Origin of the sequence: Mucilaginibacter gotjawali (genome assembly GCF_002355435.1) — a bacterium.
Lineage (GTDB): Bacteria > Bacteroidota > Bacteroidia > Sphingobacteriales > Sphingobacteriaceae > Mucilaginibacter > Mucilaginibacter gotjawali.
Genome location: NZ_AP017313.1, coordinates 5,257,376 through 5,283,768 on the forward strand (window position 1 = coordinate 5,257,376; position 26,393 = coordinate 5,283,768).

At 43.1% G+C, this 26,393-nt stretch carries 21 protein-coding genes; 7 read left to right on the forward strand and 14 right to left on the reverse strand.

The annotated features are described in order from the left end of the window. Nucleotides 1-49: 49 nt before the first annotated feature. From nusA to MgSA37_RS23140, 3 genes are all read right to left on the reverse strand, one after another. Nucleotides 50-1,285 (reverse strand): transcription termination factor NusA, encoded by a 1,236-nt coding sequence (nusA, locus tag MgSA37_RS23130; RefSeq protein ID WP_096355461.1) that lies wholly within the window; start codon nt 1,283-1,285, stop codon nt 50-52. 4 nt (nt 1,286-1,289) lie between these two features. Further along, nucleotides 1,290-1,754 carry a ribosome assembly cofactor RimP gene (gene rimP, locus MgSA37_RS23135; RefSeq protein WP_096355463.1) on the reverse strand — a complete coding sequence of 155 codons (465 nt, stop codon included), beginning with the start codon at nt 1,752-1,754 and terminating at the stop codon, nt 1,290-1,292. Nucleotides 1,755-2,000: 246 nt separating this feature from the next. Continuing rightward, nucleotides 2,001-2,420, reverse strand: coding sequence for a hypothetical protein (locus tag MgSA37_RS23140; RefSeq protein ID WP_096355465.1), 420 nt, complete (start codon nt 2,418-2,420; stop codon nt 2,001-2,003). Between the two features lie 384 nt (nt 2,421-2,804). Between MgSA37_RS23140 and MgSA37_RS23145 the strand changes: the two genes are divergently transcribed. Next, nucleotides 2,805-4,448 carry a response regulator gene (locus MgSA37_RS23145; RefSeq protein ID WP_096355467.1) on the forward strand — a complete coding sequence of 548 codons (1,644 nt, stop codon included), beginning with the start codon at nt 2,805-2,807 and terminating at the stop codon, nt 4,446-4,448. A gap of 407 nt (nt 4,449-4,855) precedes the next feature. On the opposite strand, the gene MgSA37_RS23150 is transcribed toward MgSA37_RS23145, so the two are convergent. Then, the gene (locus MgSA37_RS23150; protein WP_096355469.1) at nt 4,856-9,664 is read right to left on the reverse strand and encodes a RecQ family ATP-dependent DNA helicase; all 4,809 of its coding nucleotides are present in this window, start codon (nt 9,662-9,664) and stop codon (nt 4,856-4,858) included. A 550-nt stretch (nt 9,665-10,214) separates the two neighbouring features. Further along, nucleotides 10,215-12,584 (reverse strand): prolyl oligopeptidase family serine peptidase, encoded by a 2,370-nt coding sequence (locus MgSA37_RS23155; RefSeq protein ID WP_096355471.1) that lies wholly within the window; start codon nt 12,582-12,584, stop codon nt 10,215-10,217. Between the two features lie 108 nt (nt 12,585-12,692). On the opposite strand from MgSA37_RS23155, the gene MgSA37_RS23160 reads away from it, so the two are divergent. The 4 genes from MgSA37_RS23160 to MgSA37_RS23175 all read left to right on the forward strand — a co-directional run bounded on the left by MgSA37_RS23160 (nt 12,693) and on the right by MgSA37_RS23175 (nt 15,503). Further along, on the forward strand, nt 12,693-13,211 hold the full coding sequence (locus MgSA37_RS23160; RefSeq protein WP_096355473.1) for a GNAT family N-acetyltransferase: 519 nt from the start codon (nt 12,693-12,695) through the stop codon (nt 13,209-13,211). A gap of 161 nt (nt 13,212-13,372) precedes the next feature. After that, on the forward strand, nt 13,373-13,594 hold the full coding sequence (locus MgSA37_RS23165; RefSeq protein WP_096355475.1) for a hypothetical protein: 222 nt from the start codon (nt 13,373-13,375) through the stop codon (nt 13,592-13,594). 216 nt (nt 13,595-13,810) lie between these two features. Then, nucleotides 13,811-14,023 (forward strand): hypothetical protein, encoded by a 213-nt coding sequence (locus tag MgSA37_RS23170; RefSeq protein ID WP_096355477.1) that lies wholly within the window; start codon nt 13,811-13,813, stop codon nt 14,021-14,023. Between the two features lie 16 nt (nt 14,024-14,039). Beyond that, a complete protein-coding gene (locus MgSA37_RS23175) occupies nt 14,040-15,503 on the forward strand; it encodes a DUF692 domain-containing protein (RefSeq protein WP_096355479.1) in 1,464 nt (487 codons plus the stop codon). A 9-nt stretch (nt 15,504-15,512) separates the two neighbouring features. Here MgSA37_RS23175 and MgSA37_RS23180 read toward each other — a convergent pair whose 3' ends face one another. Further along, nucleotides 15,513-16,682 carry an FAD-dependent oxidoreductase gene (locus MgSA37_RS23180; RefSeq protein ID WP_172885364.1) on the reverse strand — a complete coding sequence of 390 codons (1,170 nt, stop codon included), beginning with the start codon at nt 16,680-16,682 and terminating at the stop codon, nt 15,513-15,515. Nucleotides 16,683-16,774: 92 nt separating this feature from the next. Between MgSA37_RS23180 and MgSA37_RS23185 the strand changes: the two genes are divergently transcribed. Beyond that, nucleotides 16,775-17,299, forward strand: coding sequence for a YfiT family bacillithiol transferase (locus tag MgSA37_RS23185; protein ID WP_096355483.1), 525 nt, complete (start codon nt 16,775-16,777; stop codon nt 17,297-17,299). A gap of 13 nt (nt 17,300-17,312) precedes the next feature. Here the strand turns inward: MgSA37_RS23185 and MgSA37_RS23190 are convergent, their stop codons facing one another. The 8 genes from MgSA37_RS23190 to prfA all read right to left on the reverse strand — a co-directional run bounded on the left by MgSA37_RS23190 (nt 17,313) and on the right by prfA (nt 24,760). After that, a complete protein-coding gene (locus MgSA37_RS23190) occupies nt 17,313-17,813 on the reverse strand; it encodes a heavy-metal-associated domain-containing protein (protein ID WP_096355485.1) in 501 nt (166 codons plus the stop codon). A 98-nt stretch (nt 17,814-17,911) separates the two neighbouring features. Next, nucleotides 17,912-18,763, reverse strand: a complete 852-nt coding sequence (locus tag MgSA37_RS23195) for a DUF6515 family protein (RefSeq protein WP_157750697.1) — start codon at nt 18,761-18,763, stop codon at nt 17,912-17,914. A gap of 170 nt (nt 18,764-18,933) precedes the next feature. Then, nucleotides 18,934-20,247 (reverse strand): sensor histidine kinase, encoded by a 1,314-nt coding sequence (locus tag MgSA37_RS23200; protein ID WP_096355489.1) that lies wholly within the window; start codon nt 20,245-20,247, stop codon nt 18,934-18,936. Nucleotides 20,248-20,251: 4 nt separating this feature from the next. Next, the gene (locus MgSA37_RS23205; RefSeq protein WP_096355491.1) at nt 20,252-20,935 is read right to left on the reverse strand and encodes a response regulator transcription factor; all 684 of its coding nucleotides are present in this window, start codon (nt 20,933-20,935) and stop codon (nt 20,252-20,254) included. Between the two features lie 3 nt (nt 20,936-20,938). Next, on the reverse strand, nt 20,939-21,826 hold the full coding sequence (locus MgSA37_RS23210; protein WP_096355493.1) for a hypothetical protein: 888 nt from the start codon (nt 21,824-21,826) through the stop codon (nt 20,939-20,941). A 30-nt stretch (nt 21,827-21,856) separates the two neighbouring features. Next, a complete protein-coding gene (locus MgSA37_RS23215) occupies nt 21,857-22,201 on the reverse strand; it encodes a hypothetical protein (protein ID WP_096355495.1) in 345 nt (114 codons plus the stop codon). Nucleotides 22,202-22,436: 235 nt separating this feature from the next. Further along, entirely contained in the window at nt 22,437-23,381 is a 945-nt protein-coding gene (locus tag MgSA37_RS23220) for an FAD:protein FMN transferase (protein ID WP_096355497.1), read from the reverse strand. Nucleotides 23,382-23,686: 305 nt separating this feature from the next. Next, nucleotides 23,687-24,760, reverse strand: a complete 1,074-nt coding sequence (gene prfA / locus MgSA37_RS23225) for a peptide chain release factor 1 (protein ID WP_096355499.1) — start codon at nt 24,758-24,760, stop codon at nt 23,687-23,689. Nucleotides 24,761-25,057: 297 nt separating this feature from the next. Here prfA and MgSA37_RS23230 point away from each other — a divergent pair, with 297 nt between their 5' ends. Then, entirely contained in the window at nt 25,058-26,389 is a 1,332-nt protein-coding gene (locus MgSA37_RS23230; RefSeq protein ID WP_096355500.1) for an alpha-L-fucosidase, read from the forward strand. Nucleotides 26,390-26,393: the final 4 nt, after the last annotated feature.

The following is a 26,393-nucleotide window of genomic DNA, read 5'->3' on the forward strand; positions in this document are numbered from 1 at the left end:
TTCTCTGCTTTTTTGTGCAAAAATACGATTTTAATTTTGGTTATTATGATTATTCGAACTCAGCTTGCAGAATTGATAACACATCCTTCACAGTTTCTTCTTCCAGGTCGGTGCGTTTTACCAATTCGTTAACAGTTAATGCCAATACTGACTTGGCAGTATCCAGGCCGATTCGTTTAAATTCATCAATAATCCAGCTATCAATTTCGTCTGAAAATTCTTCTATATCCACATCTTCATCCTGTTCGTCCGCTTCGCGGTAAACGTCGATCTCATAGCCTGTTAATTTACCGGCCAGTTTAATATTATGCCCGCCGCGGCCAATCGCTAAGGATACCTGGTCGGGTTTTAAGTAAACTGCTGCGGTTTTTTTCTCATCGTCCAGTTTAATGGAGGTGATTTTTGCAGGAGATAATGCACGCTGGATGTACAGCTGCAAATTATTGGTGTAATTGATTACGTCAATATTTTCGTTTTTTAACTCACGTACGATGCCATGGATGCGCGATCCTTTCATACCCACGCAAGCGCCAACAGGATCAATACGGTCGTCGTATGATTCAACGGCAACTTTAGCACGCTCACCCGGTTCGCGAACAATTTTTTTAATGGTGATCAGTCCGTCAAAAATTTCCGGCACTTCCATTTCAAACAAACGCTGCAAAAAAGCAGGCGCCGTTCGCGAAATGATGATCTTAGGGTTGCTGTTCAGCATATCTACCTTATCAACCACCGCTTTAACCGTATCTCCCTTTTTAAAATAATCCGCAGGGATCTGTTCTGATTTTGGCAGCAATAACTCATTGCCTTCATCATCAAGCACCAGGGTTTCTTTTTTCCAAACCTGGTAAACTTCTCCGGTTACAATTTCCCCCACACGATCTTTATATTTTTTAAAGATCTCGTCTTTCTCCAATTCCAGAATTTTTGAAACCAGCGTCTGGCGTGCCGCTAAAATAGCGCGGCGGCCGAAACTCTCCAGGGTGATCTGCTCAATATACTCGTCGCCCACCTGTAAGGTCGGATCCAGTGTTCTTGCCTCTGCCAGTTCAATTTCCAGGTCGTCGTCCTCACTAAAACCGTCTTCCATCACCTTGCGCGTACGCCAGATCTCAAGGTCACCGTTGTCTGTGTTTACAATTACGTCGCAATTTTCATCGGTACCATACTTTTTCCTGATCATGCTTCTGAAAACGTCTTCCAGCACGCTCATCATGGTTGGGCGGTCGATGTTCTTGAAATCTTTAAATTCCTGAAAAGAATCAATTAAATTAATATTGCTCATTGTCTTACTTGAATGATATTAAAACTTTTGTCTCTGCTATTTTATTTACGGGGATAACAACCTCAATAACTTCGGCTTTTTTTCCCTTTTCTTTTACTTTTTCTTCTATTACGATGGCATCTTCGGTTATGCTACTCAGTTTGCCTTCTCTTTTGGTGCCGTCGGCCATTTTGATGGCTAAGTTACGACCAATATTTTTAATATACTGCCTGATGAGTTTAAGCGGAACATCAAGCCCCGGCGATGAAACCTCCAGGTTATAGGCAGTTTCAATCACATTTTCCTCTTCCAGCTTAAAGCCCACGTACCTGCTTATGCCGGCAACATCATCAATGCCGATGCCGTTATCGCCATCCACCAATATCACCAGTTTACCGTTCGGGTGCATTTTTATGTCGACGATAAACAGGTTGGGTTTATCAGCTATCTTCTCTTCAACCAGTTCTTTTACTCTTTTTTCAATATTCATTATCCCTTAGATAATTTGATTGATAAAATAAAAGAGGGGACAATCGCCCCCTCTTTTTTAATTCAAATGCAAATATAAGGACTTTTATTGGGGTTTCAAAATGGTTTTTTAGTTGATTGAGTTAGATTGGGTTGATTAAGTGAGTAGCTGGGTTAATCAGGTTGAAATACGAACAAAGAACTCATTCAACTCGATCAACTTAATCAACCCAATCTAACCCAATCTAACCCAATCTAACCCAATCAACTAATCCCTAACCACCAAATCCTGGTGAGGCACACTACCTAATTTCTTTTTGCCCCCGATAAAATCCCAGGGTTTTGTGCCGCCTTCAAAGCGGAAATAACGCAAAAAATAGGTGTGGCCCTTTACAAACGGGGTATCGGGTGTAAATACAATAACGCTGTCTTTTACCTGGTATACCCCATGCTGGATGGGCTGGTAATCTTTCAGATCTGTATCCGCAGGCATCCGGTAAACCGGGATGAGGTTTTCCCATACGGCAGGTGATGCATTACGGCTGACTTCGCCCATGATGGCCGGGTCGAGGCCTTTGAACCGGATGGACCGGTTATTGTTTACCAGGGAGATACGCACCGCAGTGCTATCGGGCCTGCCTGCGCAGCCAAGGAAAAAGACGAACAGAAGGCAAACTGTTTTTTTCATTATTGCACCATAAAAATCCACCGTAAATATAGGCCACAGGAGCCTGCAAAAGCATTTTAAGAATTTTTTTTATCATGCTATTTTTATCTCACCTTATGGCGAAGCTTTGGATGGCTGCCCTGAACAGAGATTTAAATTTCGCTTGTATACTTTTATACTTTAGCCTTATACTGCCATCAGGTAATATGCGTATACCCCGGCTATAAAAAAACAGGTTGGTTAATTCAATGTAATTAATATTTAGGATATTAATTGTCCTAATAATTAAAACTTATTGCGTTTATAATTGTTATATTTTTACAATTTACTCCAGTTTGCCGGCAACATAAGGCAGACCCGCCGTCGCGTTTCCGCGATACGATAACCGTAAATTACCCAAGGAAGATGAGTGTGTATCAAAAGGACGATATCAACCTTTTAATAGTTGATGACAGTAAGGATAATTTAATGGCTTTAGAGACCTCCCTGGAACAGGATGGGTTAAAAATTTATACAACCGCGTCTCCAAAATCCGCTATGGAAATTTGTTTGGAGAATGATATTTCAATAGCGCTGATTGATGTTAAAATGCCCGAAATGGACGGGTTTGAACTCTTGGATCTGATTAAAAAAAATCCCCTTACCGAACATATCATGGTTATTTTAATCACCGGCTACTCCATGAGTTCGGCGTGCGTGGTAAAGGGGTTGAATAAAGGCGCTGTAGACTACCTGTTTAAACCGCTTGATCTTTATATTACTATTGCCAAAGTCAACTCTCTGATAACCATGGTTAATTATCAGCGGGAAATCAATAACAAAAACAAGGAATTAGTGAGTTACCAGCACGACCTGGTGGAAGCAATTGAGCAAACCGAAAAAAGCAAGATCGTTAAAGAAAATTTTTTGGCCAATATGAGTCATGAAATCAGGACGCCGTTAAACGCCATTATTGGCTTAACCTCGCTGTTAACGGCATCAGAGGTAACGAGAGACCAGCAGGAAATGATAGATATGATGGACTTTTCGTCTAAATCGTTGCTTGGAATTGTTAACGACATCCTGGAAAGCGCGCAAATAGACGCCGGAAAAATTGTCATAAAAAGGGAGCCGGCCGACATTGCCGGGTTGGTACAGTCGGTTTGTAACCTTACCAGGCCGATGGCCAATGAAAAGGGATTGGAGCTGATTTGTGAGACAGACGCGAACATTCCTTCGCTGGTAATGGCCGATCCGTTAAGATTAAATCAAATTTTAATCAACCTGATCAATAACGCCATAAAATTCACACAAGCCGGCACGATAAAAATCAGCCTTCAGCTGCTTGAAAAAAGAGGCGACGATGTAGTGCTGGAATTTATTGTTAAAGATTCAGGCGTTGGAATCCCGCAATCGTCAATAAATAAAATATTTACCCGGTTTGAACAAATTGAAGATAAAACCTGGCAAAAATTTGGCGGTACCGGCCTGGGGCTTTCTATCGTTAAACGACTTGTGGAATTAAAAGGCGGCAAGCTTAAGGTCGAAAGTACCTTAGGGGCCGGAACTTCATTTATTTTCACCAATTCCTATAAAGATGTTACGAAGGTTAAGGCCCTGGAAATAACAAAAAAGCAAATAGCCGACCTCCCGAAATTTGATAACATTTTAATATTATTGGCCGAAGACAACGCTATCAACCAGTTTGTTGCTGTAAAAATATTAAAGAAATGGAATATTAAAGTTGATATTGCCATTAACGGACTGGATGCATTTAAAAAGCTAAAGGAGAATAATTACAGCCTGATATTGATGGACACGCATATGCCGGTGATGGACGGAAACGAGGCGACAAGAAAGATCCGTACGGAATTAACAGGTTTTAAAAAAGATATTCCGATCATGTCGTTTTCTGCTTCGGTACTTGAAATTGACAGAAACGATGCAAAGAAAGCGGGGGCAAATGATTTTATTGAAAAACCTTTTGAACTTAAAACCTTAAACCGCAAGTTGCATAAACTGCTGGATAAGCAGCTGGCTAACCAGGAAGTGCTGGCCGATCAATTTTAAGCAGGAGTTTTGTCCCCCTCGCCGGTTCGAGCATCGAGCTTGAACCTAAATGTTGGTCAGCGTCCCGCTGACGTTGCCAAACATTTTTCAGTCGTTAAAACCACCGAATGGGATGCCGTGCTATGTAAGCGGCCTTACCCCCGTTTGGGTTCAGGCCCGGCAGCGTTTAAGAATGCCGGCGATTGATACCCTAACATCACCTAAGTTGGCTGCACCACTGGCTATGCGATGGGCTGCACCCATCGTTGGTGTATTACGTCCTTTCAGGACTTAAAATTGGTTTACAACAGCACTGCAAGGGCGCTATCCGTTAACGCCGGGCGAAGTCCGGCGGGTATAGGCACATCCTGCCAGCCCTGAAAGGGCGCTATACCTTTACTCCGATCAGGTGGGCGATCACAGGCCAACTATAAATTCAATTTTTCAAAAGAGATTTTTGGTAAAACAATCTTAATTTCAAGATCGGTATCTTTTTTTTGCCAGTAAAGCACGAAGTTTATTTTCGCAGTTTTTACTATATACCCTTTTTGGTGATACTCTTTTACGAGATCAGAAAATTGGTTTGAAAATTTCAAAACCGGTTGCCGGTTGGTATTCAGACATTCATCGTCAGAAATAATCAGGTCATTTCCTGCCATTAATGTGGATATGTAAGGCTGCGTTCTGTAAAAATAGTCGAGTTTAACATCTTTATGCGTCAGATGTATAGTCAACAGTGCAGGTGGCAAATTCGGTTCAATGCGTTCAATATGTGTAAGGCTGTTCACTGTAATATGCTCAAAAAGACCGGTATTAGTATGAATGGAGAGGTTACATTTGGCCCTGGTGATGGCCACATAGAGTTGCCGTTTAAAGTCGTCTGTGGTTTGCCCCATGTTTTCCAGCATCAAAAAAACATTGTCAAATTCTTTCCCTTTGGCTTTGTGGATGGTGGAAACAAAAATTGTTTCGCCGCCATGCGGATAAAAATCTTCCAGGTTAGACTCGCGTATAAAAACTTCCAGGTCAGACTTGTATTTGACTTTTTTATTCGTCGACTCAAAATCCTTTATAAGATTTTCGCAGATCGTCCAATTATCGCTGCTTTTAAATGTTGCAGTAGCCTTACATACTGCATTTTCCCACACTTCGCCGGCTATTACATAGCCCTGTTCGCCAGTATTCAGCAGGCTGAGAAAGAATCTGATTTCGGCCAGGTTAAATAGATTGAAGGAATCATTTGTTTGGACAAGTTTGGCTTGCATACCGTTTTGCAACAACAATCCGGCTGTTTGCGATGCCTCTTCATTTGTTTTAACAAGTACGCAAGTAGTGCCAGCCAGCGCAGCGCTGCTCACATCATTTACGAGCGGAGTGATAAGGTTTCCATGCCGATAGTTTGTCAAGCTTATTTTGCCATCATTGGTTTGTTTGGCAATACCTGGTGTGTTTTTCAGCCTATCGGCAATACGGGTTAAAAACTGGTTTGCAAAATCAACAATATTACTTTTACTTCGATAGTTTTCTACAAGCTCGTATTTTTTGGCACCACTCAATTTGATAAGTTGTTGCAGATATATTGAGCTCGAGCCCCGGAACTGGTAAATATTCTGATCGTCATCACCTACTGCAATCACTCTCATCTCTTCATTCTCGTCTATCAGCGTAAGCACCAGGTCAAATTCATCCTTGTCCATGTCCTGTGCTTCGTCTATCACCAAAACGGTTTTTGTGATCCGGCTGGGTTCAACCTCTTTGTTTTTTATTTTGTCAATAGTTCGTTTTAAGATGCTACCGGATTTTTCAATGCTTCCTACTCTTCCCAGTAAATCAAAGCAGTAGGAATGAAAGGTTTTTATGTCGATGAAATATGCCGCGTTGCCAATTAAATTCAGCAGTCGTTTTTTGAATTCGGTTGCGGCTGCCCTGGAAAAAGTGAGCATCAGCAACTGCTCGTGCTTTACATCCTCCATTAGCAGCAATGAGGCAAGCTTGTGCACCAATACTTTTGTTTTGCCACTCCCCGGCCCGGCAGCAACCACTATGTATTTTGAATCGTTATCGTTTATAATACTAAGCTGTATCGGCGACAGCTCGCCAAATAGCTGTCTGAATTTCGCCGGAGTTATATTTAGACTGATTTCCTTTTCGCGGCTGCCCTTAAAATATTTATGAAGGAATGAACCATAATTAAGTTGAAAATAATCATTGGCAAACTGCAGTGCATCCCGATAGCTTTCGATCATCTTATTCGCATACTCGCCCACTATATGTATTTGCTGGATCTTATTTTGGTAGAAGCGGCCTAACTTTTGATAGTCTTCATTCTTGTAGCGTTTTTTGTTATCCAGTTCAATACGCTCTAAACTTAAACGGTTGTAAACCACTAAAAAGCCACCTTCTATTTTGATGGCGCCGATCCTGGAAAGATAGAAAAGCCCGCTTTCGATGTCGTCAAGTTCAATATTAAGTTTATAAAGCTCCAGGCGCTGTTCATAAGCTGTCTTTAATTCAAGCACTGAAAATTCAACCAGGATTTCTTCTTTGCTGATGTCGGCGGCGAAGGCCTGTGTGTTAGCTTTGTCGTATAAATAGCCTGTAATAAATACGGCCAGGCGATTGCACCTTTCAATTTTGTCTCTTAATACCTGGGGCGCGAATAAACTTTGCACGGCAAAATGACTTTTTGACGATGGTAGATTTTTGCGCCTGATCCAGTTTTTAATTGCCCAAAAGTTGATGATGGTTTTAATCTTATTGGGTGTCGCATCAGTATAACCCTCATTTTCGATGTGTTCATTTAGCTCTTTGATTCCCAAACTGTTTACCTGCTCATCGAAAAAAGGCAACAAGTATTTTTCTATTCTTGCGAAAGACTCAACAATACCGAGCGAACGGTTTTTATTTTCACCGCGCTTAATAAAAGCCGTCAAATCTTTGGCATCCGCTAAAATATTTTCTTCGCGAAGCAGGTTGATCATCCTTATCACCTCTTCTTTTACAATACCTAAATGGTCGCTGATGTAGTCAACACGTGATTCGCCAGCCTCGTCACCTACCTGCTTCCTGCTTTTACTTGAAAAAAGTTTTTTGATAATCCTGGCTGCCTTCTCTTTTTCCCTTTCTCCAAAGCGTTCGGACGCATTTATTTTATCGATAGCCTCCTGGGCGCTTTTTGAAAGTATGCTATTGGCAAAAACTCGTGGTGAATTTTGACCGCGCTTCAGGTACCCGGCATCTTCAAGTGCTGCAATCGCAGTGGTAATCCTTGTTTCTATTTCGGCAATACTATCATCCCATCCTGCCTGCCGGGCAATCTCCAAAGCTGAGTTGGATACGTTCGAACGGAACCGCGTGAGATCTTTTATGGCTTTCCAAACCTGTTGTATTTCTTTTACCGATAGCTTAGTTTGGTTAAGCATGATAAAATGCTTGCTCAAATCGTCCTCATTAAACAGCACGTAGCAATCGGCTTCTATATTTTCATCGCGGCCGGCCCGACCAGCCTCCTGCACATAATTCTCAAGCGAATCGGAAATATCGTAATGAATTACCACACCGACATCTTTTTTGTCCACCCCCATACCGAAGGCCGAGGTGGCAACCATGATTTTTATCTCCCCGGCTAAAAAGGCGTTTTGATTGGCGGTTTTCTCTTTCGCCTCCATCTTGCCGTGGTAAGCTGTTGCGTCAAAGCCGTCATTCTTCAGCCGTTTTGCCAGCATTTCCGCTCTTAGGGTTCTCGAAACGTATATAATGGCGGGGCAGTCTTTCTCGCTCACTAAATCCCGCACTGCTAAATATTTTTCTTCATCGTCCTTTTTGGATAAGACCTTGTAGTGTAGATTGGTGCGCGATATGGACGTAGTAAATAAATCAAGCTGCAGGCCCAGCTTTTCGCGGAAATAAACGCAAATATCCTCAATCACCTGTAGCTTGGCCGTTGCAGTAAAACAAGAAACCGGTATGGGTTCGGAAAGATTTTTCTTTTCCTGGATATTGCGGATAAAGTCGCCGATGTACAGGTAATCAACACGGAAATCTTGCCCCCACGATGAAAAACAATGTGCTTCATCTATCACAAACCGGGCAATCTTCCTTCCAAGCAGTAAACGTTCAATCGTTTTTGAGCGCAGCGATTCTGGCGAAATGTAAAGCATACAAGCCGATCCATTTTCAACGCGTTCGAACGATTTTGCCCTTTCTATGGGATCCAGCAAACCGTTTATGGTAACCGCGTCTGTTAAGCCAACTTTTTCAAGATTATCCACCTGGTCTTTCATCAGCGACTGTAATGGCGATATCACCACCGTTAAGCCCCTTGTGTTTTCGCCGCTCATTAGAGCCGGCACCTGGAATGTAATAGATTTACCACCGCCGGTAGGAAATACCGCCAAAAACGACTTGTTGTGGATGGCAGCCACAACAGCTTTTTCCTGTAATGGCTCGCCTCCATATTCCCTGAATGCCGAAAAACCGAAAAACTTTTTTAGGGCAAGATGTGCATCGAGCGCACGATTACAATAGCTGCAACCCGTAAGGCAGGGCTTACTTCTCAAAAGGAATATTACCCTGTCTACATCCGGATAATTTTTTAGCACCCAGGGCGGCGTGATAGAGGTGCCGTTGCCTGCCCTGATGAGCGACAGGCAATACGCAAGTTCTAAAGGGTAATCAGACACCAGCAGGCTGAGATCGGCATTGCTGCAAATTTCTCGTCCAAATTGTTGACGAATAAGCGAGATAACATCGACTCGTACAGGCGAAAAGTTGACAAATCTGAAAAATGCCCCAAAATGCCTGTCGTTTTTTAACAGCAGGAAATAAATATCCTGAATTGAGCTATCAAGTTGTTTAAACGTTGCAATTTCATTGTAAAACAAATCCTTCGCCTTAATAGCATCGTTCAGTGGGTTATTTGGCTCATCGTATTGTAGCTTGTCATCCTTAACAAGCGCATGATATGGTTTTGACGGAAACAAAAGCGGCGAAAGGTAAAGTGTATCAATGATGTCATCAGCAGCCACACCAGCCTGTTGAAGTAGCAAGCCAATGTATTTTACATCATGATTCATGATATTATGCCCGCATATAAAAGCGGCGCCGCGAATAAATTCGGAAAAGGCAACGGGCGATCTATCATGCAATGTATTACCATTGTCCCTGACGCCGCCAAAGTCAAGAACTTTTCCGGATTGCGGATTAATTTCAGTATCTACAAAGGCTATAGATGGCAATTCAGGTTGTTTAGCTTAATATTCCAGGCAAATCAATTACCTATTTGCTGCAAATTACAATTTTAAATGACGTTTAGCTACAATTTTATGAGGACGCATCGTTAAATCATCATCCTAAAGTATTATGTCTGGCAAATTTATGGCCTGTTCGCTGTTGTTTTTCTTTAGATGATTAAATGCGCCAGCTGTCCGAACTGCTCCACTTCGGATAACTACGGCTGCCGGCTGTGCCTTGATCATCTACCCCTCGCCGGTTGTTAAAACTCCCGAATAGAATGCCGCATTATGTAAGCGGGCCGCTTACAACCGTTTGGGTTCAGGCAAGATGCCTGAACCGGCGGAAATTTTGAACCTTTAAATACGGAAAAAATTCGACAAAAACAAGCAAACCGGTTAAAAAATTAGCGTACCAGGTGTACCATGCTTATTCATCTGTGTCGGGTGGTTCAGGCGCACCTGCCTTCTACCTGCAAGTTAGCTTAAGTTAACATCAACGCAAAACTTAGTCAACTTAATTCAATCTAATCCCCCCCGATAGCCATCGGGGCAACTACTTCCTCAACGTCGTCTCAAATAACTTAAAGATGCGTTTATACTCATCCGTCCAGCTGCTGGCTTGTTCAAAAGCGTGGTCCTCTATCGGGTACGACGCCAGTTCCCAGTTTTCTTTGTGTAATTCAATTAACCGCTGGCTTAAGCGGACAATATCCTGGTAGTTCACATTCTGATCGATCATGCCATGTAGCATCAACAGGTTGCCTTTCAGGCCATCGGCAAAATAGATCGGCGAGCTTAAACGGTAAGCTTTTTCATCATTAAACGGCTCATTTAAAATAGCATCGGTATAGCCATGGTTATAATGCGCCCAGTCGGTAACCGAGCGGATAGCCGCGCCGCTGGTAAACACATCAGGCTCGGTAAACATGGCCATCAGGGTAATAAACCCGCCGTACGAGCCGCCATACAGGCCAACACGTTTGGGGTTAACACCATATTTATCTACCAGCATTTTTACGCCATCCACCTGGTCGCTCAGGTCCTTGCCGCCCATGTGGCGGTAAATAGCGGTGCGCCAGTCGCGGCCGTAGCCCGCGCTGCCCGAATAATCCATATCCAAAACGGTATAGCCATTATCGGCCAGCATATTGTTAAACATAAATTCGCGGAAATAATAGCTCCAGCCATACTCAACGTTTTGCAGGTAGCCTGCGCCATGTACAAAAACCACGGCGGGTTTAGCCGGGTCGGGATGTTTGGGCAGGTAGAGGTGTGCATATACATAGCTGCCATAGCGGTTTTTAAAGGTGATGATCTCCGGTGCGCGCCATGGGTACGAGTTAAATTCAGGCGTGGTTGAATGGGTTACCTGTATAGCCGCCGCGCCGGGCTTGTTGGCCTGTACATATAATTCCCAGGGTTTATTGGTATAGGAATAACGGATAGCCAGCCATTTTTCATCGGGCGAAAGGGATACATCGCTCATCCCTTTCATAGAGGTAATCTTAACCGGTGCACCGCCCGAAACAGGGATACGGTAAAAATTGGTAATGCCGGGGTGCTCCATATTGGCCGTAAAATAAAATGTTTTTTTATCGTTAGATGGTTGCAGGGTCTGCACTTCCCACTTGCCGCTGGTGAGTTGTTTTTTGGCGCCATCGGTCACATCCACCAAATAAATATGCGCATAACCGCTGGCTTCGCTTTCAAAATAAAAATGATTATTGTCCGTAAAGCCAAAGTTGTAGGCCCCAGGCCCGCCTACCCATGCGTCGTTATGCTCACGGTCGAGTGGGATTAAATTACCTGTCGCCGGGTTAAGCTTCATTATCCAGCGGTCCTTATTATCATCGGCATATACAGTCACCACCGCGTTTTTGCCATCTTCGCTCCAATACGGGCCCTCTACAACAACCTTGCGGTCTTCGTTAAGTTTGGTGCGTTCCTCTAACTCTTTTGGGTAATCTTTTACATAATCCGGCAGGTCTTTTATACCGGGGATAGCCGTAGTAACAATTTTATAAACCGAATCCCTTTGGGTATCAAAAACCCAGTTTTCAGCCGTCGACTGCGGCGCGCCAACCTTGGTACGATTGTTGATGTCCTCCGTAAAACCCGATGCGGTGACATAATTCGGTACAATTCCACGCTTGGCATCGGTTGGACGTTTGGTCAGCCTGTAAGTAATAAAGCGACCATCAGGACTTAACTCCACCCCGCCAACAGACTGATCATCTATCCCGATCTCTTTCAATTTCTTCGGCTCCAGTTCTTTATTTTCGATGGAATCCAGTTTCCGGTCCTTCTCATTTACTTTTATGATATCGAACAATTCAAGCTGCTGTTTTTTTAGCCAGGCTTCCTGCTCATTGCCGGCCGCCTTTGCCCCCCTTTTGCCGGATGTCGACGCCGCCGCTGCAGAATGGGTGAAATTAGTGAGCTGCACCAGTTCGCCGCCGTTTAGTTTAAGTGAGAACAGGTTATCCCCTTTCATAAATAAAACACAGGTTTCGTCACCATTAAAAGAGGGATCATATTCATGCTCGGCTGTATTGGTTAACCGGGAGATTTTGCCCGAGGATGGCTCCGAAAGAAAGATATCGCCACTTGTTTCAAACAGCTTTAAGGTATGTTTTTTGTTCCAGGCGCCGTTTTCAGGAGCCATTGCTTTTTTCTCATCAATACTTACCTTAACCGGCTTAACAGCTGATGGCGTGATGGAGAATTGTTCATCCCGCTCAGTATTATTGGGGTTCCAGTTAAAATAGATCTTTTTGCTGTCATCGGCCCAATGAATTGCTGACGGCGAAACGCCGATCCATTTAGGATCGCGCATTATTTTTTCAACGGTTAAGGTATCCAGCTTTTGTGCAGACGCAGCAATGGAAGCCGCTAATAATAGGAGCGTAAAGAGTTTTTTCATATAATGAGGTCAGTCAATAGTCAATTAGTTCAAACCAATCAACTCAATAATACGCAAGATAACAGTTTCAATAATCATTGCTAATTTTAGCAACTGTTTTGTTACAATATGGAATTACAAGGACAAGGGTTTAAACTTCGCGATTGGAAAACGGATGACGTTGAGCCGCTGCAAAAGCATGCGGACAATCCCAATATTTACTCGTATTTGCTGGACAGGTTCCCCCATCCTTATACCATGGAAGCGGCCAAAAGCTGGGTTAGTATGATGCTCAACCAAAATCCGCAGGTTAATTTTGTTATTGATGTTGATGGCCACCTGGCTGGCGTTATCGGCCTTGAAATAAGGGAAGATGTTTACCGGAAAACGGCCCTGCTGGGCTATTGGATCAGCGAAACCCTATGGGGAAAAGGGATTATGCCCCTGGCCATAAAACTGATCACTACTTATGCTTTCGAAAACCTGGGGCTAATACGCATACAAGCCGGGGTTTTGAGCAATAATCCGCGGTCAATGCGGGCATTGCAAAAAGCCGGTTTTACCAAAGAGGGCGTTTTAAAAAACAACATCATAAAAAATGGCATCATCCTGGATGAACATATTTTTGCAGCCCTTAAAAATAATTGAATACCCACACCGGTTGCCTTGCCAGGTATTTTTACTCAATAGCCATTCGTATTAGTACGCAATAAATCAGGTACTTTCCCCCTTTTTAAGGCTCACCCAGCCTAGTACCTTTACCCTATGAGCAGGGCGCTCTGTTTTGATAATGAAAATAGACCCGGGTTATGGCAACAGAAGGAAGTTTTACAACAGCGACTAATATTTACGTAGCTACCGCCTCAAAATTAAGTTTTGAGCAGATACGCAGTGTAACCAACGAATTGTTGCAGATCCTGGGATACCCCGACAGTTATACCGGTTTCACCTTCCATTTTATTGATGACGGCCATTTAATACAAGCCAACGCATCAGTAGACCATATGCTCAGGATTTCCATAGGAAATTAAGCAGCTCATCTTGACCTTTTTCTCTTTCAAAAACCGAAGTTACGTAGTTATACGCAGGCTAAAACCGTAGTGAACCCATGCAGATCAGGGGTTTTTCCGCTTGCCGGCCTCCACCGGCTGATCTACCTTTATCCCTATAAGCGGGGCGCTTATGAATCTACCCCCGGAAGCCGAAAAGGGTGAAAAGAGTAGGCAACATTTATTAAATCTACCACTATGAAATCGGGAAGAAAATTTTCAAAAGAAAACGCAGTTTTGGTATCCGTACCATCAAAACTATCACTTGAACAAACCCAGCACATTACCAAAGAGATCCTGGGTATTGTTGGCTGCCCAAGCTGTTATTCAGGTTTTAAATTCCAGTTTATTGACGAAGGTGAAATAATCACCGCAAGATTCAGTGAAAACCAGGAATTAAGCATCCATTAAAACCAGGCATTAAAAAATGAATGAACTTGGTGTAGGGCTTATTTATTTCCAGGGATTTGAAAACTTTCTTGCATCGCATTCATCGCTGATCGACGTGGTTGAGATCGAACCTCAAACATTTTGGTACGATAAAAATGATGAATGTGATGCATTTAAGTATGATGCCGATGTTACGGCATTCCTCAGCTCTTATAATCGCCCCAAATTATTCCACGGGGTGGGTTACCCCATTGGCGGAACTTGCGTGCCCCCGGCTCAGCACTTTAATACGCTGCGGCAACAGGCGAAAGAGTTAAAGCCACAATGGATCAGCGAGCATTTGAGTTTTAATATGTTTAATGATGCAGGCCGGGAAATAAATTCAGGCTTTCTTCTTCCACCCTTACAAACGGCTGAAGGCGTAAAAATTGCGGCGGCCAATATCAGGGCCTACCGCGACGAAATGGGCCTTCCATTTGCGTTTGAAACCGGTGCAAACTATCTTAAACCACGCAGGAACGAGATGCCGGATGGCCTATTCGTAAGGAAAGTGGCCGAAGAAGCCGACTGCCATATTTTGCTCGACCTGCACAATATCCTCGCAAATCAGCGAAACGGCAGGCAGGGCGTACGCGATTTTTTAAAATGCCTGCCTTTTGAGCGGGTAATTGAGCTTCATGTTGGCGGTGGTTTTTATTATAAGGACTTTTACCTGGATGCCCACAGCGGCCCTTCAGACGCTGAGTTGTTCAGCATTCTTGAAGAAGTGGTTGGCAAATTGCCCAACCTTAAGGCCCTGATGTTTGAGATCGATCCCGAATCATTTACAAAAGTGCCGCAATCTGCCATAAGAAACCAGCTGAATACCATGCGGCAGATCTGGGATAAAAGGGGCTACTACCAGAAAAAGCAAAAAGCAAAACCTGCCGTTTGTCCCGAAGCAGGTACGGATGCAATCATCACAGTTGCTGAATGGGAAAATACGCTTGGCAAAATGGTGTTAGGCAAACCGATAGACAATGAGCTTTCAGAGGAATTGCTGCATGACAAAGGCATTTCGATCATTAAGGATATGGTCTTTAATTTCAGGGGTTCTGTATTGATTTCTACCTTAAAATTCTCTACCCGCTTACTCCGCCTTTCGGTTGGCGAAGCGGTATTTAAGCGCTATGTGAATGATTTTTTCGACCTGGCAGCCCCGGAGCTGTTACCTGTTGTTGCAGCAGAACAGTTTTCGGCATATATCAAATCAAACAATACTATTGTCCCCTACCTCGATAAGATTTTGGAATACGAACTGGCCGCTATTCATACGGCGATAGACAAACAAAAACGCATGGTGAATTTTGACTTTGACCCGGCACCGCTATTCGCCGCACTTGAGGCGGCACGGATGCCTGTAGAACCATTGGCGCCTAAAACCCTGAACCTGCAGGTTGTTTTTGAAAACCAGGCAAAAGCTGCCGATTCGCTTGCATTTAACCCGGTGGTGCATAACTGAAATGCATCCCTAATTCACCAGGTTGCCATTTAAATCCACCGTCCGGGCAAATGGATTTAAATACCGGTTGATTAAAACGGCAAATTCCCGGCGCGTAATGGAGCGGTTAATGTCAAAATCCAGGGTAAACTTATAGCGGGTTTTCCAATCGCTTTTTATCCGGGCATTTAAAACCAGCGGATCGGTTAGCGTATAATCACTGATGAGCGATAGTGTATTGGCAACGGTAAACTTCTCGCCCGGCTTTTCTTTATTAAACCATAAAAAGGCGCGGGAATAAATTTCGGTTAAAACGGGTTTTATCCTTTCGGTCATAACCGGAGCATCAGGCATAAAATCACACCCGGAATCGCCCGATTCACCCTTTATTAAACCCGTCGCACCCACCTGTTGTATAGCACGCCAATCGTGGTCGGTTTCCGGGATATCGAAAAAGGGAAGCAGGGCGCCTTTAAAATCCAGAATCTCACCCTGGATAATTCTTACCTTCAAGTTTTTCGTACTTGTTTTGAAGAAGGCGCAATAAGCAGCCACAGCGCCTACGCCTTGTCCCAGCGTTGTCTTGTTTGCCAGATAACGCAAATGTTTTGAGGATGGAAATAGTGCCTCGGCAACTAATAAATTATCCGTTCCATTAGCTATTACAGCTTTCATCGGGATGGTATAGATTGGAAAAGGCGGATAATCATCATCAGAGGCGGAAGTACCATTATTGCGCTCCCATTGCAATCCCCCGCCCATAGCTATTGATGTACGGTATGATCCCGATCCGGGCTTATTCAGCAGACTATCTAACCGGCTAAAAGTTGCTTTTGCAAAAGAGGTAACGTTTCCTTGAGGGGTGGCGTCAATTACTACCCGGGCTCTTATAATTTTATCTTTACCATTTTCGCTAATCTTTACTTCCCAAAATTCATTTTCCTTTTTTATGCCTGAAAATGTTGAATTTGTATAAACAGTAAGGTTTTTTACCGAATCCATCATTTTTTTTAAAATGGGGGTTCCTGACAATGAATCTTCTTCTGCCAATACCGTTTTCGCCTTACTCCTTGCACTCTGCATCGCCGCGGCTACGCCGCTCGCACTGCCGCCAATTACCAATACATCGGTTTTGATAATTTGGGCGTAGGTGGATGGGAAGTAAAAAACAAGTAATATAAGGATTAGCTTTTTTATCATCGGGCTATCAAATAATTTCATACAAACGCTAAATTAGGCCAAAACCTTGCTGCGAATTAAAATTATACTTAATTTAATTTTTTTTTAGACCAATGACCGACGAACAACAAAAATATCCTATCGGGAAATTCAAGGCCCCCGTATCGTACACACAGGACGACATCCGTACCTGGATCACCATTATTAAAGAATTTCCGGGCAGGTTGCGCCATGCCATTATCGCCCTGAATGAAAAACAACTGGATACGCCATACCGGCTTGGAGGCTGGACCCTGAGGCAGGTGGTGCATCATGTTGCCGACAGCCACATGAACAGCTTAATGCGTTTTAAATGGGCGCTTACCGAAGAAAGCACCACCATAAAACCTTATGAGGAAGCCGATTGGGCCTTATTGCCAGATTACCGCATGCCTGTTGAACCTTCGTTAAAAATAATTGAAGGCATCCACCAGCGCTGGGCCGCATTGCTGGAAAGTTTTACGGAAGATGAATGGAACCGTACTTTTGTTAACCCCGAATCGGGCAATACGTTGCAGCTTAAAAAAGCACTTGCGCTATACGCCTGGCACAGCAAGCATCACCTTGCACATGTTACGGAAACGATAAAAACCTTTTAATTTTTCGGGGCGTTTATATAGCCACATGATATACGCGGCCTGTTTTTGCCGGGTCATCATTAACAATGAGGCCGCTATATTTTTTGGTGACTGACCGCGGGGCAAAACCTTTATCAACAAGGATAAAAGCCACCTCGCCGCTTAGCGGTTTATCCGCGTTCACCAATTTAAAGTTAGCGCCGTGCGAACTAAAATAATTATTGGTAACCTTTACATTGTCAAAATTAAAGGTGGCCTTTAAAAAGCTGATAAAAAAGTTTTCTTCGTGAACGATATTGCTGATCTGGTCGAAATTTACAGGCTTATCACTCTTAAAAGTAATTACATAAATATTATGCATCAGGTCGGGCTTAACATCCTGGATAAATGGCAGCGCCCTCAATGAATTTTCGGTAGTTTTTGCGCACAGCGCACAGTTTAACCCGCTAACCTGTAGTTCAGCTTTTGTAAATTGAGCTTTTGCAGATCCGGCGGCTAAAACCAGCAGCATCATTACTATTTTTAATCTTTTCATCCAGAAACTGATTTACAAATAAATTGGCGGCATGAAAGTAAGCAAAAAAGCCTGTCGGTAATCCAACAGGCTTATAAATATTTTAATTTTAAACTCAATTAAATGCCTTTGTCATCATCAGACGGCAGGCTGGCTATGCGATAAGCAACATTTCCACTTGGGTCGGTAACTTTCTCATAATAGATGCCATCCGGAGATACAAAATATTTTTTGCCGTTCAAATTAACCTTGCGGCAATCATCCGGTAGCTGGTTAACCATATCACCAATTTTGGGGGCAGCAACTGTTGCATTTGGGTCGGTAACATTATCACCGGTATTTAAAACGCCATCACGGCCGGCAACCACGTATATTTTTTTACCCTTATCGTCAACACTTTCTTTGTAATAAACGCCATCAGATTCGTAATACTGAACGCCGTCTATTTTGATCGGGTTCGCATTTCGCGGAAGATCCGGCACACCGGCACCGATCGGCGGTGCTGTTACCTGGTAGCCACCATTATCATAAGGGGTATAAAAAATACCATCGTAATAGTAATACAGGCCTGCACCCCAATAAAACGGGTAATAGCCGTAAGGCAGTATGCCGCAGTAAAAACCAAGGTGCGGATAGCCGTAATAGCCAAAGCCCGGCCTGTAAAAGGCCCCGCCATGGTAACCGGCACCACTGAAATAGCCGCGGCCGGCCCTGTAGGCTACTGTACTATGAAAATTAGCTGCTACCTGGCCGTTAATGCCTGACCGTGCGCCTACGCTATTATGAAAGCCTATTCCGCCGCCGCCAAAATGCGCGCTGGCGCCACCTCCACCACCAGAACGGGCACCACGCTGGGCGCTCGCTGTTGAAATCATCAATACTGAAAGCAAGCTGCTTAAAAATAAACCGCCCGCATATTTATACATCCTTTTCATCGCTTTATCTAAAATACTATTAACTGCTTTTTTCAATTTTAAGTACGAAACTTATTTATTTAGTTTTCACCATTAACTATTAGACAAAAACCATGCTAATAGTTTAATTTAAAAACATAAAATTATAAATTTTCAACTTTTCTTCAATGCAAAAAACAAAGCACAAATGTAGATGCCAATACGTGCAGATTGCAATAAATGCTACATTATATTTCAATTAGAAATGCCGGCAGAATGAGCCTAAAGGTGCTCCCTTTGTCCTTTTCGGACTGAACTTCAACTTTTATACCATGAAAGCCGGCGATAGACTGAACTATGGGCAGGCCAAGCCCGAAACTATCCTGTTGAAGGGATTGCCGCATCTTTTTAAACCGGTTAAAAATATAGGGCAATTCTTCGGCACTGATGCCAATACCGGTATCAATTATGCTGACCACGAAATTGTTGCCTTCCCTGGTGGCGGTTATTTTAATTCCGCCATTTTCATAGTTGTATTTTATCGCGTTGTTGATCAGGTTAAAAAACAAATTAAACAGCAGAAATTTATTTACATGCACCAGGTTCCAGTTTTCGGGAACGGAGGCCTCGTAAGTAATATTTTTATCCTGCAGCCGGATAGATATCTCGTCGTAAACTTCCTGTAAAAGGGACGCGAGGGGAATCTTGTCTTCTTTTAAAAATTGATCGTTTTCAATTTGGGAGATCAGTAATAATGTTTTGGTAATGCTTTTTAAACGGTTTAATATTCGCTGCATCTCCAGCAGCCGTGATTTCAGGTCATCGCTCAGATCTTCGCGCTCAAACATGTTTTCGATCTTCGATTGAAGGATCGAAACCGGCGTCATTAACTCATGCGATGCGTTTGAAATAAATTCCCGCTCCTTTTGAAAAGTAGTTTCAATAGTTACGATCATTTTATGGATGCTGATATCCAGGTACTCAAAGTCGGACGTTGTGGTTTTAACCTTTTTATAGGAGCCAAAGTTCGGAAACTTGTTCCCGATAAGTTTGGTTTTGATGATTTGCCCGAGTGGCCGCAATACGTAAGCCGAGTAAAACTGATCGGCAAGAACAGTTAACAGGATCATGCCAAGCAGCACAACAAAGGCGATATTTTGCAAGGGCGCTGTGGTCTCTTCTATCGAATCAATACTTTTGCCGATTTCCAGCAGGTAGCTCTTTTTGCCCAGGATAAAATTATAGCTCAGGATCCGGTAGTCGATGGTATCCCCTTCAATTTTTCGTTTTTCGTTGCGGATGGTATCCAGGCTTTCTTCCAGCGAATCCTCATCAAGGCTGTAAAACTGGTCTTTTAAGGGTGAATAGGCCGCGTATAAATTATTTTTGATGCCGGATATTTTGATGATACCGAGCACTTTTTTCTTTTGCCGCTGCAGTTTATTGTCGGTAAAACTTTGGTTGATGTCCCTGATCAGAACGGGCAATAGCAATACGAACAAGGTTACGAGTACCAGTTTTGATATGGTGTTATACAGCGTAAGTTTTGTCCGGAGTTTCAAAAACTTAAGTATTGATCTTTATTTTATAACCCAGCCCGCGCACGGTTTCAAGCCAATCGGGCGGTGCAAAGGCATTCAATTTTTTGCGTATATTTTTGATATGGGCATCAATATAATTTGAATCGTAATCATCATTAATTACGCTGCCCCAAATATGTTCACTCAGCTGCGACCGGGTTAATGTCCGGTTTTTATGAAGCAGCAGGTAAGCTATCAGGTCAAATTCCTTTTTGGTAATCGTATTTACTTCGTCGTTATAATAACTGATGGTGCGGTCGGTAAGGTTGATCAAAAAGCCCCCCAGGTCGACCAGGTTTTGTTTCAAGCCAAATTTCCTGCGCGTGATGGCCTGCATCCTGCTGTATAGTTCCAGTAACGAAAATGGTTTTGGCAAATAGTCGTCAGCCCCAAGATCAAGCCCTTTAATGCGGTCGTAAACTTCAGCCCTTGCTGTCAATATCATACAAATAGCCTCCGGGTTACTTTTTTTTGCTTCTTTCAACAGGTCCAGGCCGTCGTAATCGGGCAGGCCCAGGTCAATCAAAATAAAATCATACAGGTTTACAGCAATCTTTTCGGAGGCAGACGTCCCGTTATAACAAACTTCGCAGATGTAATTATAGTTGGTGAGGAATAATTCCAATTCTTCTGCAAGGGCTTTTTCGTCTTCAATGATCAGGACGTTCATGCTTTATTTGAAAAATAAGTAGAAAAAGGTCAAATTAAAAAAAACTTCGTGCCTGTTTTTCAAAGCCCCCTCAACGTTTACCGGTATGGAGTATTTCCACGAGGCTTCAAAGGTATAATGCGGCCTGTTGTACGAGATCGGCAGCTTTAAGCTATAGTTCAACATCCTGAACTTTCCATTATCGTAATCATGAAAATAGGGAGGAATATCAAGGCCGCGAACAGAGTTGTCATAATACAGATGCTGCGGGTGCAGCGTGGAATACCGCCCGACAAAATTCTGGGTTCCAATGATCATGCTTACGCCGGGATCAATTGAAAGGTAATCCTTATCATCAAAAATACTCCAGCTGGTTTCAATATGCTTCGCAGTACTTAAGGTGATAAAATAGTCATTTGCATCCCCAAACAGGTAATCAAAAGTAGCGCTTGATTTTGCGAATTTCCAGTCGAACGCATTTTTAAAATTGATATCATTTGATGAAGCCGACATGATTACCGGGGGCGCATCTTTGGTGAAAATGAAACGGGTGTAACTAAAAGTACCCGTCAACGCTTTAGAATATTTAAACAAATAACCTGCCCCAAGGTCAACTTCGTCAACAACCGGGGTATATCCGAAAACCTGTACGGCCGATCCGTAAACAAAAAAACCCGACTTGAAATTATAAATCGCGTCGCCGCTGGCATAAGGATATTTAACCGGGCCGGTTCTGCCAAAAAACTGGATGTCGCTGCCATAATTTACACCTATGGAAATTGATTGTTGCCTGGCAACGGTATCTGTATCGGCCGGGGCATGTGCAGTATCTTTAAACAAATGCAGCCTTGTTGCTGCTGCATTTACAGCATTACAAAGGGTGATAAAAAATATTGCAAAAAGGTATTTCATTAATATTCAATAGTTTGAAAGTTGAATTTGTTAATTACCATTTCTTCTTGGTATTTCCGGCGGTCGCTCTAATCCCTCAGGCCTCCGCTGTCTTTTTGGCTTTGGTTTGGGCTTTAAAGCTGCCGCGTTGTCCCCGGTTTCAATTTTTTCGGGTTTGGGTTGTTTTTTTGTTTTGGCAACTTCCTTAATCTTCTTTTTATCGTCTGCCTCTGTTTTCCTTGCGTTTTTTGTAGTGTCGGTTAAATTCTTTTTAAAAGGCGAATGTATGCCTAATGTATAAGTAATAACGTTAAAACGCCTGTCTTTTATTTTTGCAGATAAAAAAGATGGTGCAAATATCAATAAGATGCAAACATATGCAAACCACTTTATCATTGAAGGGGAGAAAAATTGTAAAATTCTTTTCAAATAATGCTGTTAAACACTAAAACTATTTAAGCTGGTAATTTCGCCGCCATGGTGCGCCATACAATTTTAAGCATAAAAATGCATTTAGCACCATTGAACCTTAATTGATCGGAATTATATAAACCGGGTTTATTTTTTTAGAATGTTAATGGCAAGCGGCCAACACTATCCTAACCAAATTTACAACACTGGTTAAGTTATGTTAATTAAGGGTGCTGATATCTTTTGAGGAATAAACACGCTCATGGTCGTCAATGATGATGCAAGCCATCTGGTTAAGCTGGTTGATCAAATATAAACCGGCATTGATGCCTATTGACATTACCGGCGTAGCCATCGAATCGGCAAGTTCGGCGCTGGGGCTGATAATGCTTACGCTTTTTATGCCGCTGACAGAAAATCCCTTTTTCGTGTTTACTGCATTTACCTTTTTTTGGTTAATTACTGCGGTAAATTTTTCGGAATTGACTGATGTAGCCACAGCCATGTTACTGATGTTGATATTTGAAAAAGGCTGTGAACGTTGCGAAGGATCGGCTGTGGCAATTGTCCATGGCTCATGGTCGGGTTGTGCACCCCAGGTCAGCAGGTCGCCGCCGGCGTTTATTACCCCGCTGCTTACCCCGTTCATTTGCAGGATATACCGTGCACGGTCGGCCGCATAACCCTTACAGTTTGCGCCAAAGCCAATACGCATCCCTTTTTCATTTAAAAAAACTGTTTGCGCAGCAGCATCCAAAACCACATTCTGGTAGTTAACGCGGCTTATAGTTGCTTTGATAGCTGTTTTATTAGGGGTATTATCAATGTCTGAGTCCTCTTTATCCGGCGTATAGTACGTAATATCAAATGCGCCATAGGTTAGTGCCGATATTTGTACCGATCTGTCAATCAACCTGAAAATTTCAGGATCTGCCTTTACCGCCTTTAAGCCTGCATTCCGGTTAATTTCGTTTATGGTACTGTCATCACTAAAAGTACTCAACAATTTTTCAACCCGGTTGATTTCGGCAACAGCGTCGTCAATACGTTCATCAGCCCATTGCGGGTTACTTCCTACAACGCTAATTTCAAACTGATCAGCCATAAGCCGTACAGTGCGCCTGAAAATAACTGGTTTGGGTGATAATGTTTTTATAGCTAACATACGCTCATCGATATTAAAGTGCGAAACAATAAACCTTTACTTAAAACCGTCGCAATTAAACCTCTTTAATCAGGGGAAATGAGATTTTGCTAATTTTAAATTCAAAAGTAGAGGCCTTATATGAAAATAAGATGAAAAGGGAGTTTCGATAACCGTAATCCAGGGAATAGGGAAACAGCTTACCTGCCCGGGGAGGCAATGCAAGATGCAAATATTTGGTAATTAGCTATTTATATAAATAAAAAACAATAGTCATTTAAATGCTATTATTTTTTATTTATATAATCCCGGTAAAATATGAATACTTATGCGGTGGTTCCTTCTTTCAGTTTTTCCGCGTTTTCGGCAAACTGAAGCGCTTCCATTATCTCCAGGATGTCGCCGTTCATTACGCCAGGCAGGTTATAAATGGTAAGGCCTATACGGTGCTCGGTTAAACGCCCCTGCGGATAGTTATAGGTACGCACTTTGGCGGACCTGTCGCCGGTGGAAACCATGGTTTTGCGTTTTTTGGAAGTTATTTCCAGGTGTTTTTGTAATTCCATTTCGTACACCCTTGAGCGTAACACCTGCAAAGCCTTATCATAGTTTTTTAACTGCGATTTCTGATCCTGGCATTGCGCCACAATACCCGAGGGAATATGGGTTAAGCGCACCGCAGAGTAAGTAGTGTTTACGGATTGCCCGCCCGGTCCGGATGCACAAAACAAATCCTTGCGGATATCGCTCACCTGCAGGTCGATATCAAACTCATCCACTTCAGGCAATACCACCACCGTGGCGGCAGAAGTATGTACGCGGCCCTGGGTTTCGGTGTCTGGCACGCGCTGTACCCGGTGTACACCCGATTCATATTTCAGCGTACCATAGGCATCTTCGGCATTTACGTTAAATACAATTTCTTTGTAACCGCCTGAGGTACCTTCGGTATAATCCACCAGTTCGGTCTTCCATCCGCGTTTTTCGCAAAAGCGCATATACATGCGGTAAAGGTCGCCGGCAAATAAAGCTGCTTCATCACCACCTGTTCCGCCGCGGATCTCAATGATCGCATTTTTGGAATCTTCAGGATCTTTCGGGATCAGCATCAGGCGGATGGCTTCTTCCATCTCGTCCTGCTTTACCAGCAATTCGTCCAATTCGGCTTTCGCCATCTCGCGGAATTCCTCGTCCTTTTCGGTCGCTAAAATTTCTTTATTGCTATCGATATTACTCATAATGTTGCGGTAGATATTGTACTCGTCAACAATTTTGGCAAGATCTTTATATTCTTTATTCAGCTGGGCAAAGCGTTTCATATCAGCCATGGCATCAGGGCTGCTTAACTCGGCTTCAACATCTTTCCAGCGTTGGTATATGGCTTCTAATTTTTCTAACATAATTGGCCTTTCTCGAAAAGCCCACAAAAGTACGCAATTTAAGCCAATATTAATTCATCGGGATGTAAAGAGATGCCCCCTTACCTAAATGGATTTGATCATCCTAAAATAAAGGGTGTTTTGGCCTTATCCTATTTCTCAAAAATATCCTTAAATTGCCTTCGTAAACTGACCGTTAAAGCATGAGAAAAGGTGAAAGCCACGCCCATCCCGGCGGCAATTGTTATTGCTATGTTATGTCCTCAAAAACACCCGCATCAAATTACTCAAGTAACTTAAATTCAATTTTCAACTAAAATGACCAAAAGACTCCTTCTATCATTTTGCTTTTTTTATTGCACCACATTTTATTGCAACGCCCAAAATAAAATCGACCCTAAAACTATCGCCGGTAAAATGCAATGGTTCCAGGATGCCAAACTGGGTATTTTTATACATGCCGGCATCTATTCGGTAAACGGGATTGACGAATCATGGAGTTTCCATAATAAAAAGATCAGCTATGCTGATTATATGAAACAGCTCAACGGCTTTACCCTGAAAAAATACGACCCGGCGTTTTGGGCCGGCCTGATCAAAGAGAGCGGCGCACGTTATGCCGTCATCACCACCAAACACCATGATGGGGTGGCGATGTATGATACCAAAATGGATAACCGGGATATTGTAAAAGCTTCGCCCGCGAAGATGGATATGATCAAACCATTTTTTGAAGAATTGCGCAAAAGGGAGATCAAATGCGGGGCCTATTTTTCGCTGATCGATTGGTCGTACCCGGATTATCCCGGATTTTTAAAAGATAGTTCGCGTTACGACGCACAAAATGATTATACGCGATGGAATAAGTTCAGGGCATTTTTCCAGGGACAGATCAAAGAGATCGGCGATAAATTTAATCCCGACCTGTGGTGGTTCGATGGCGACTGGGAGCATAGCGCCGAAGAATGGGAAGCGGAAAAAGTACGGCATATTATCCTCTCCAAAAATCCTTCCGCAATAATTAACGGCCGCCTGCAGGGCTATGGGGATTATACCACGCCCGAACAAAACTTCCCCGTTACGCGGCCCCCGTATAACTGGTGGGAACTTTGCATGACGGTGAACGACAACTGGGGCTACCAGCAACACGACCAAAACTGGAAAACACCTTACGAGATCATATCCATTTTTGCGGATGCTGTTTCAAACGGCGGCAACCTGCTATTGGATATCGGCCCCAAAGAAGACGGTACCATCCCCGAAGAGGAAATTAATGTATTAAAAGAACTGGGCGCCTGGAACAAAAGAAATGGCGAAGCTGTTTTTAACACCATTGCGGGCATACCACAAGGGCACTTTTACGGCCCTACTACTTTATCAAAGGATTCAACTACATTGTATCTGTTTGTGCATGCCAAAACAAGCGGACAAATCATGCTAAAAGGCCTCGACAATAAAATTGACGACATTACCGTGCTTGGCAACGGCGCAAAGCTTACCCACAAAGTAGTTGGTAAAATATCATGGAGCCCGGTGCCCGGCCTGGTTTATATTAATTTGCCTGAGGGTGTTCAGGATAAATACATCACCGTGTTAAAACTGAAGCTGGATAAGCCTGTGAAGTTATATCGCGGGCAGGGTGGTTTGTAATTGC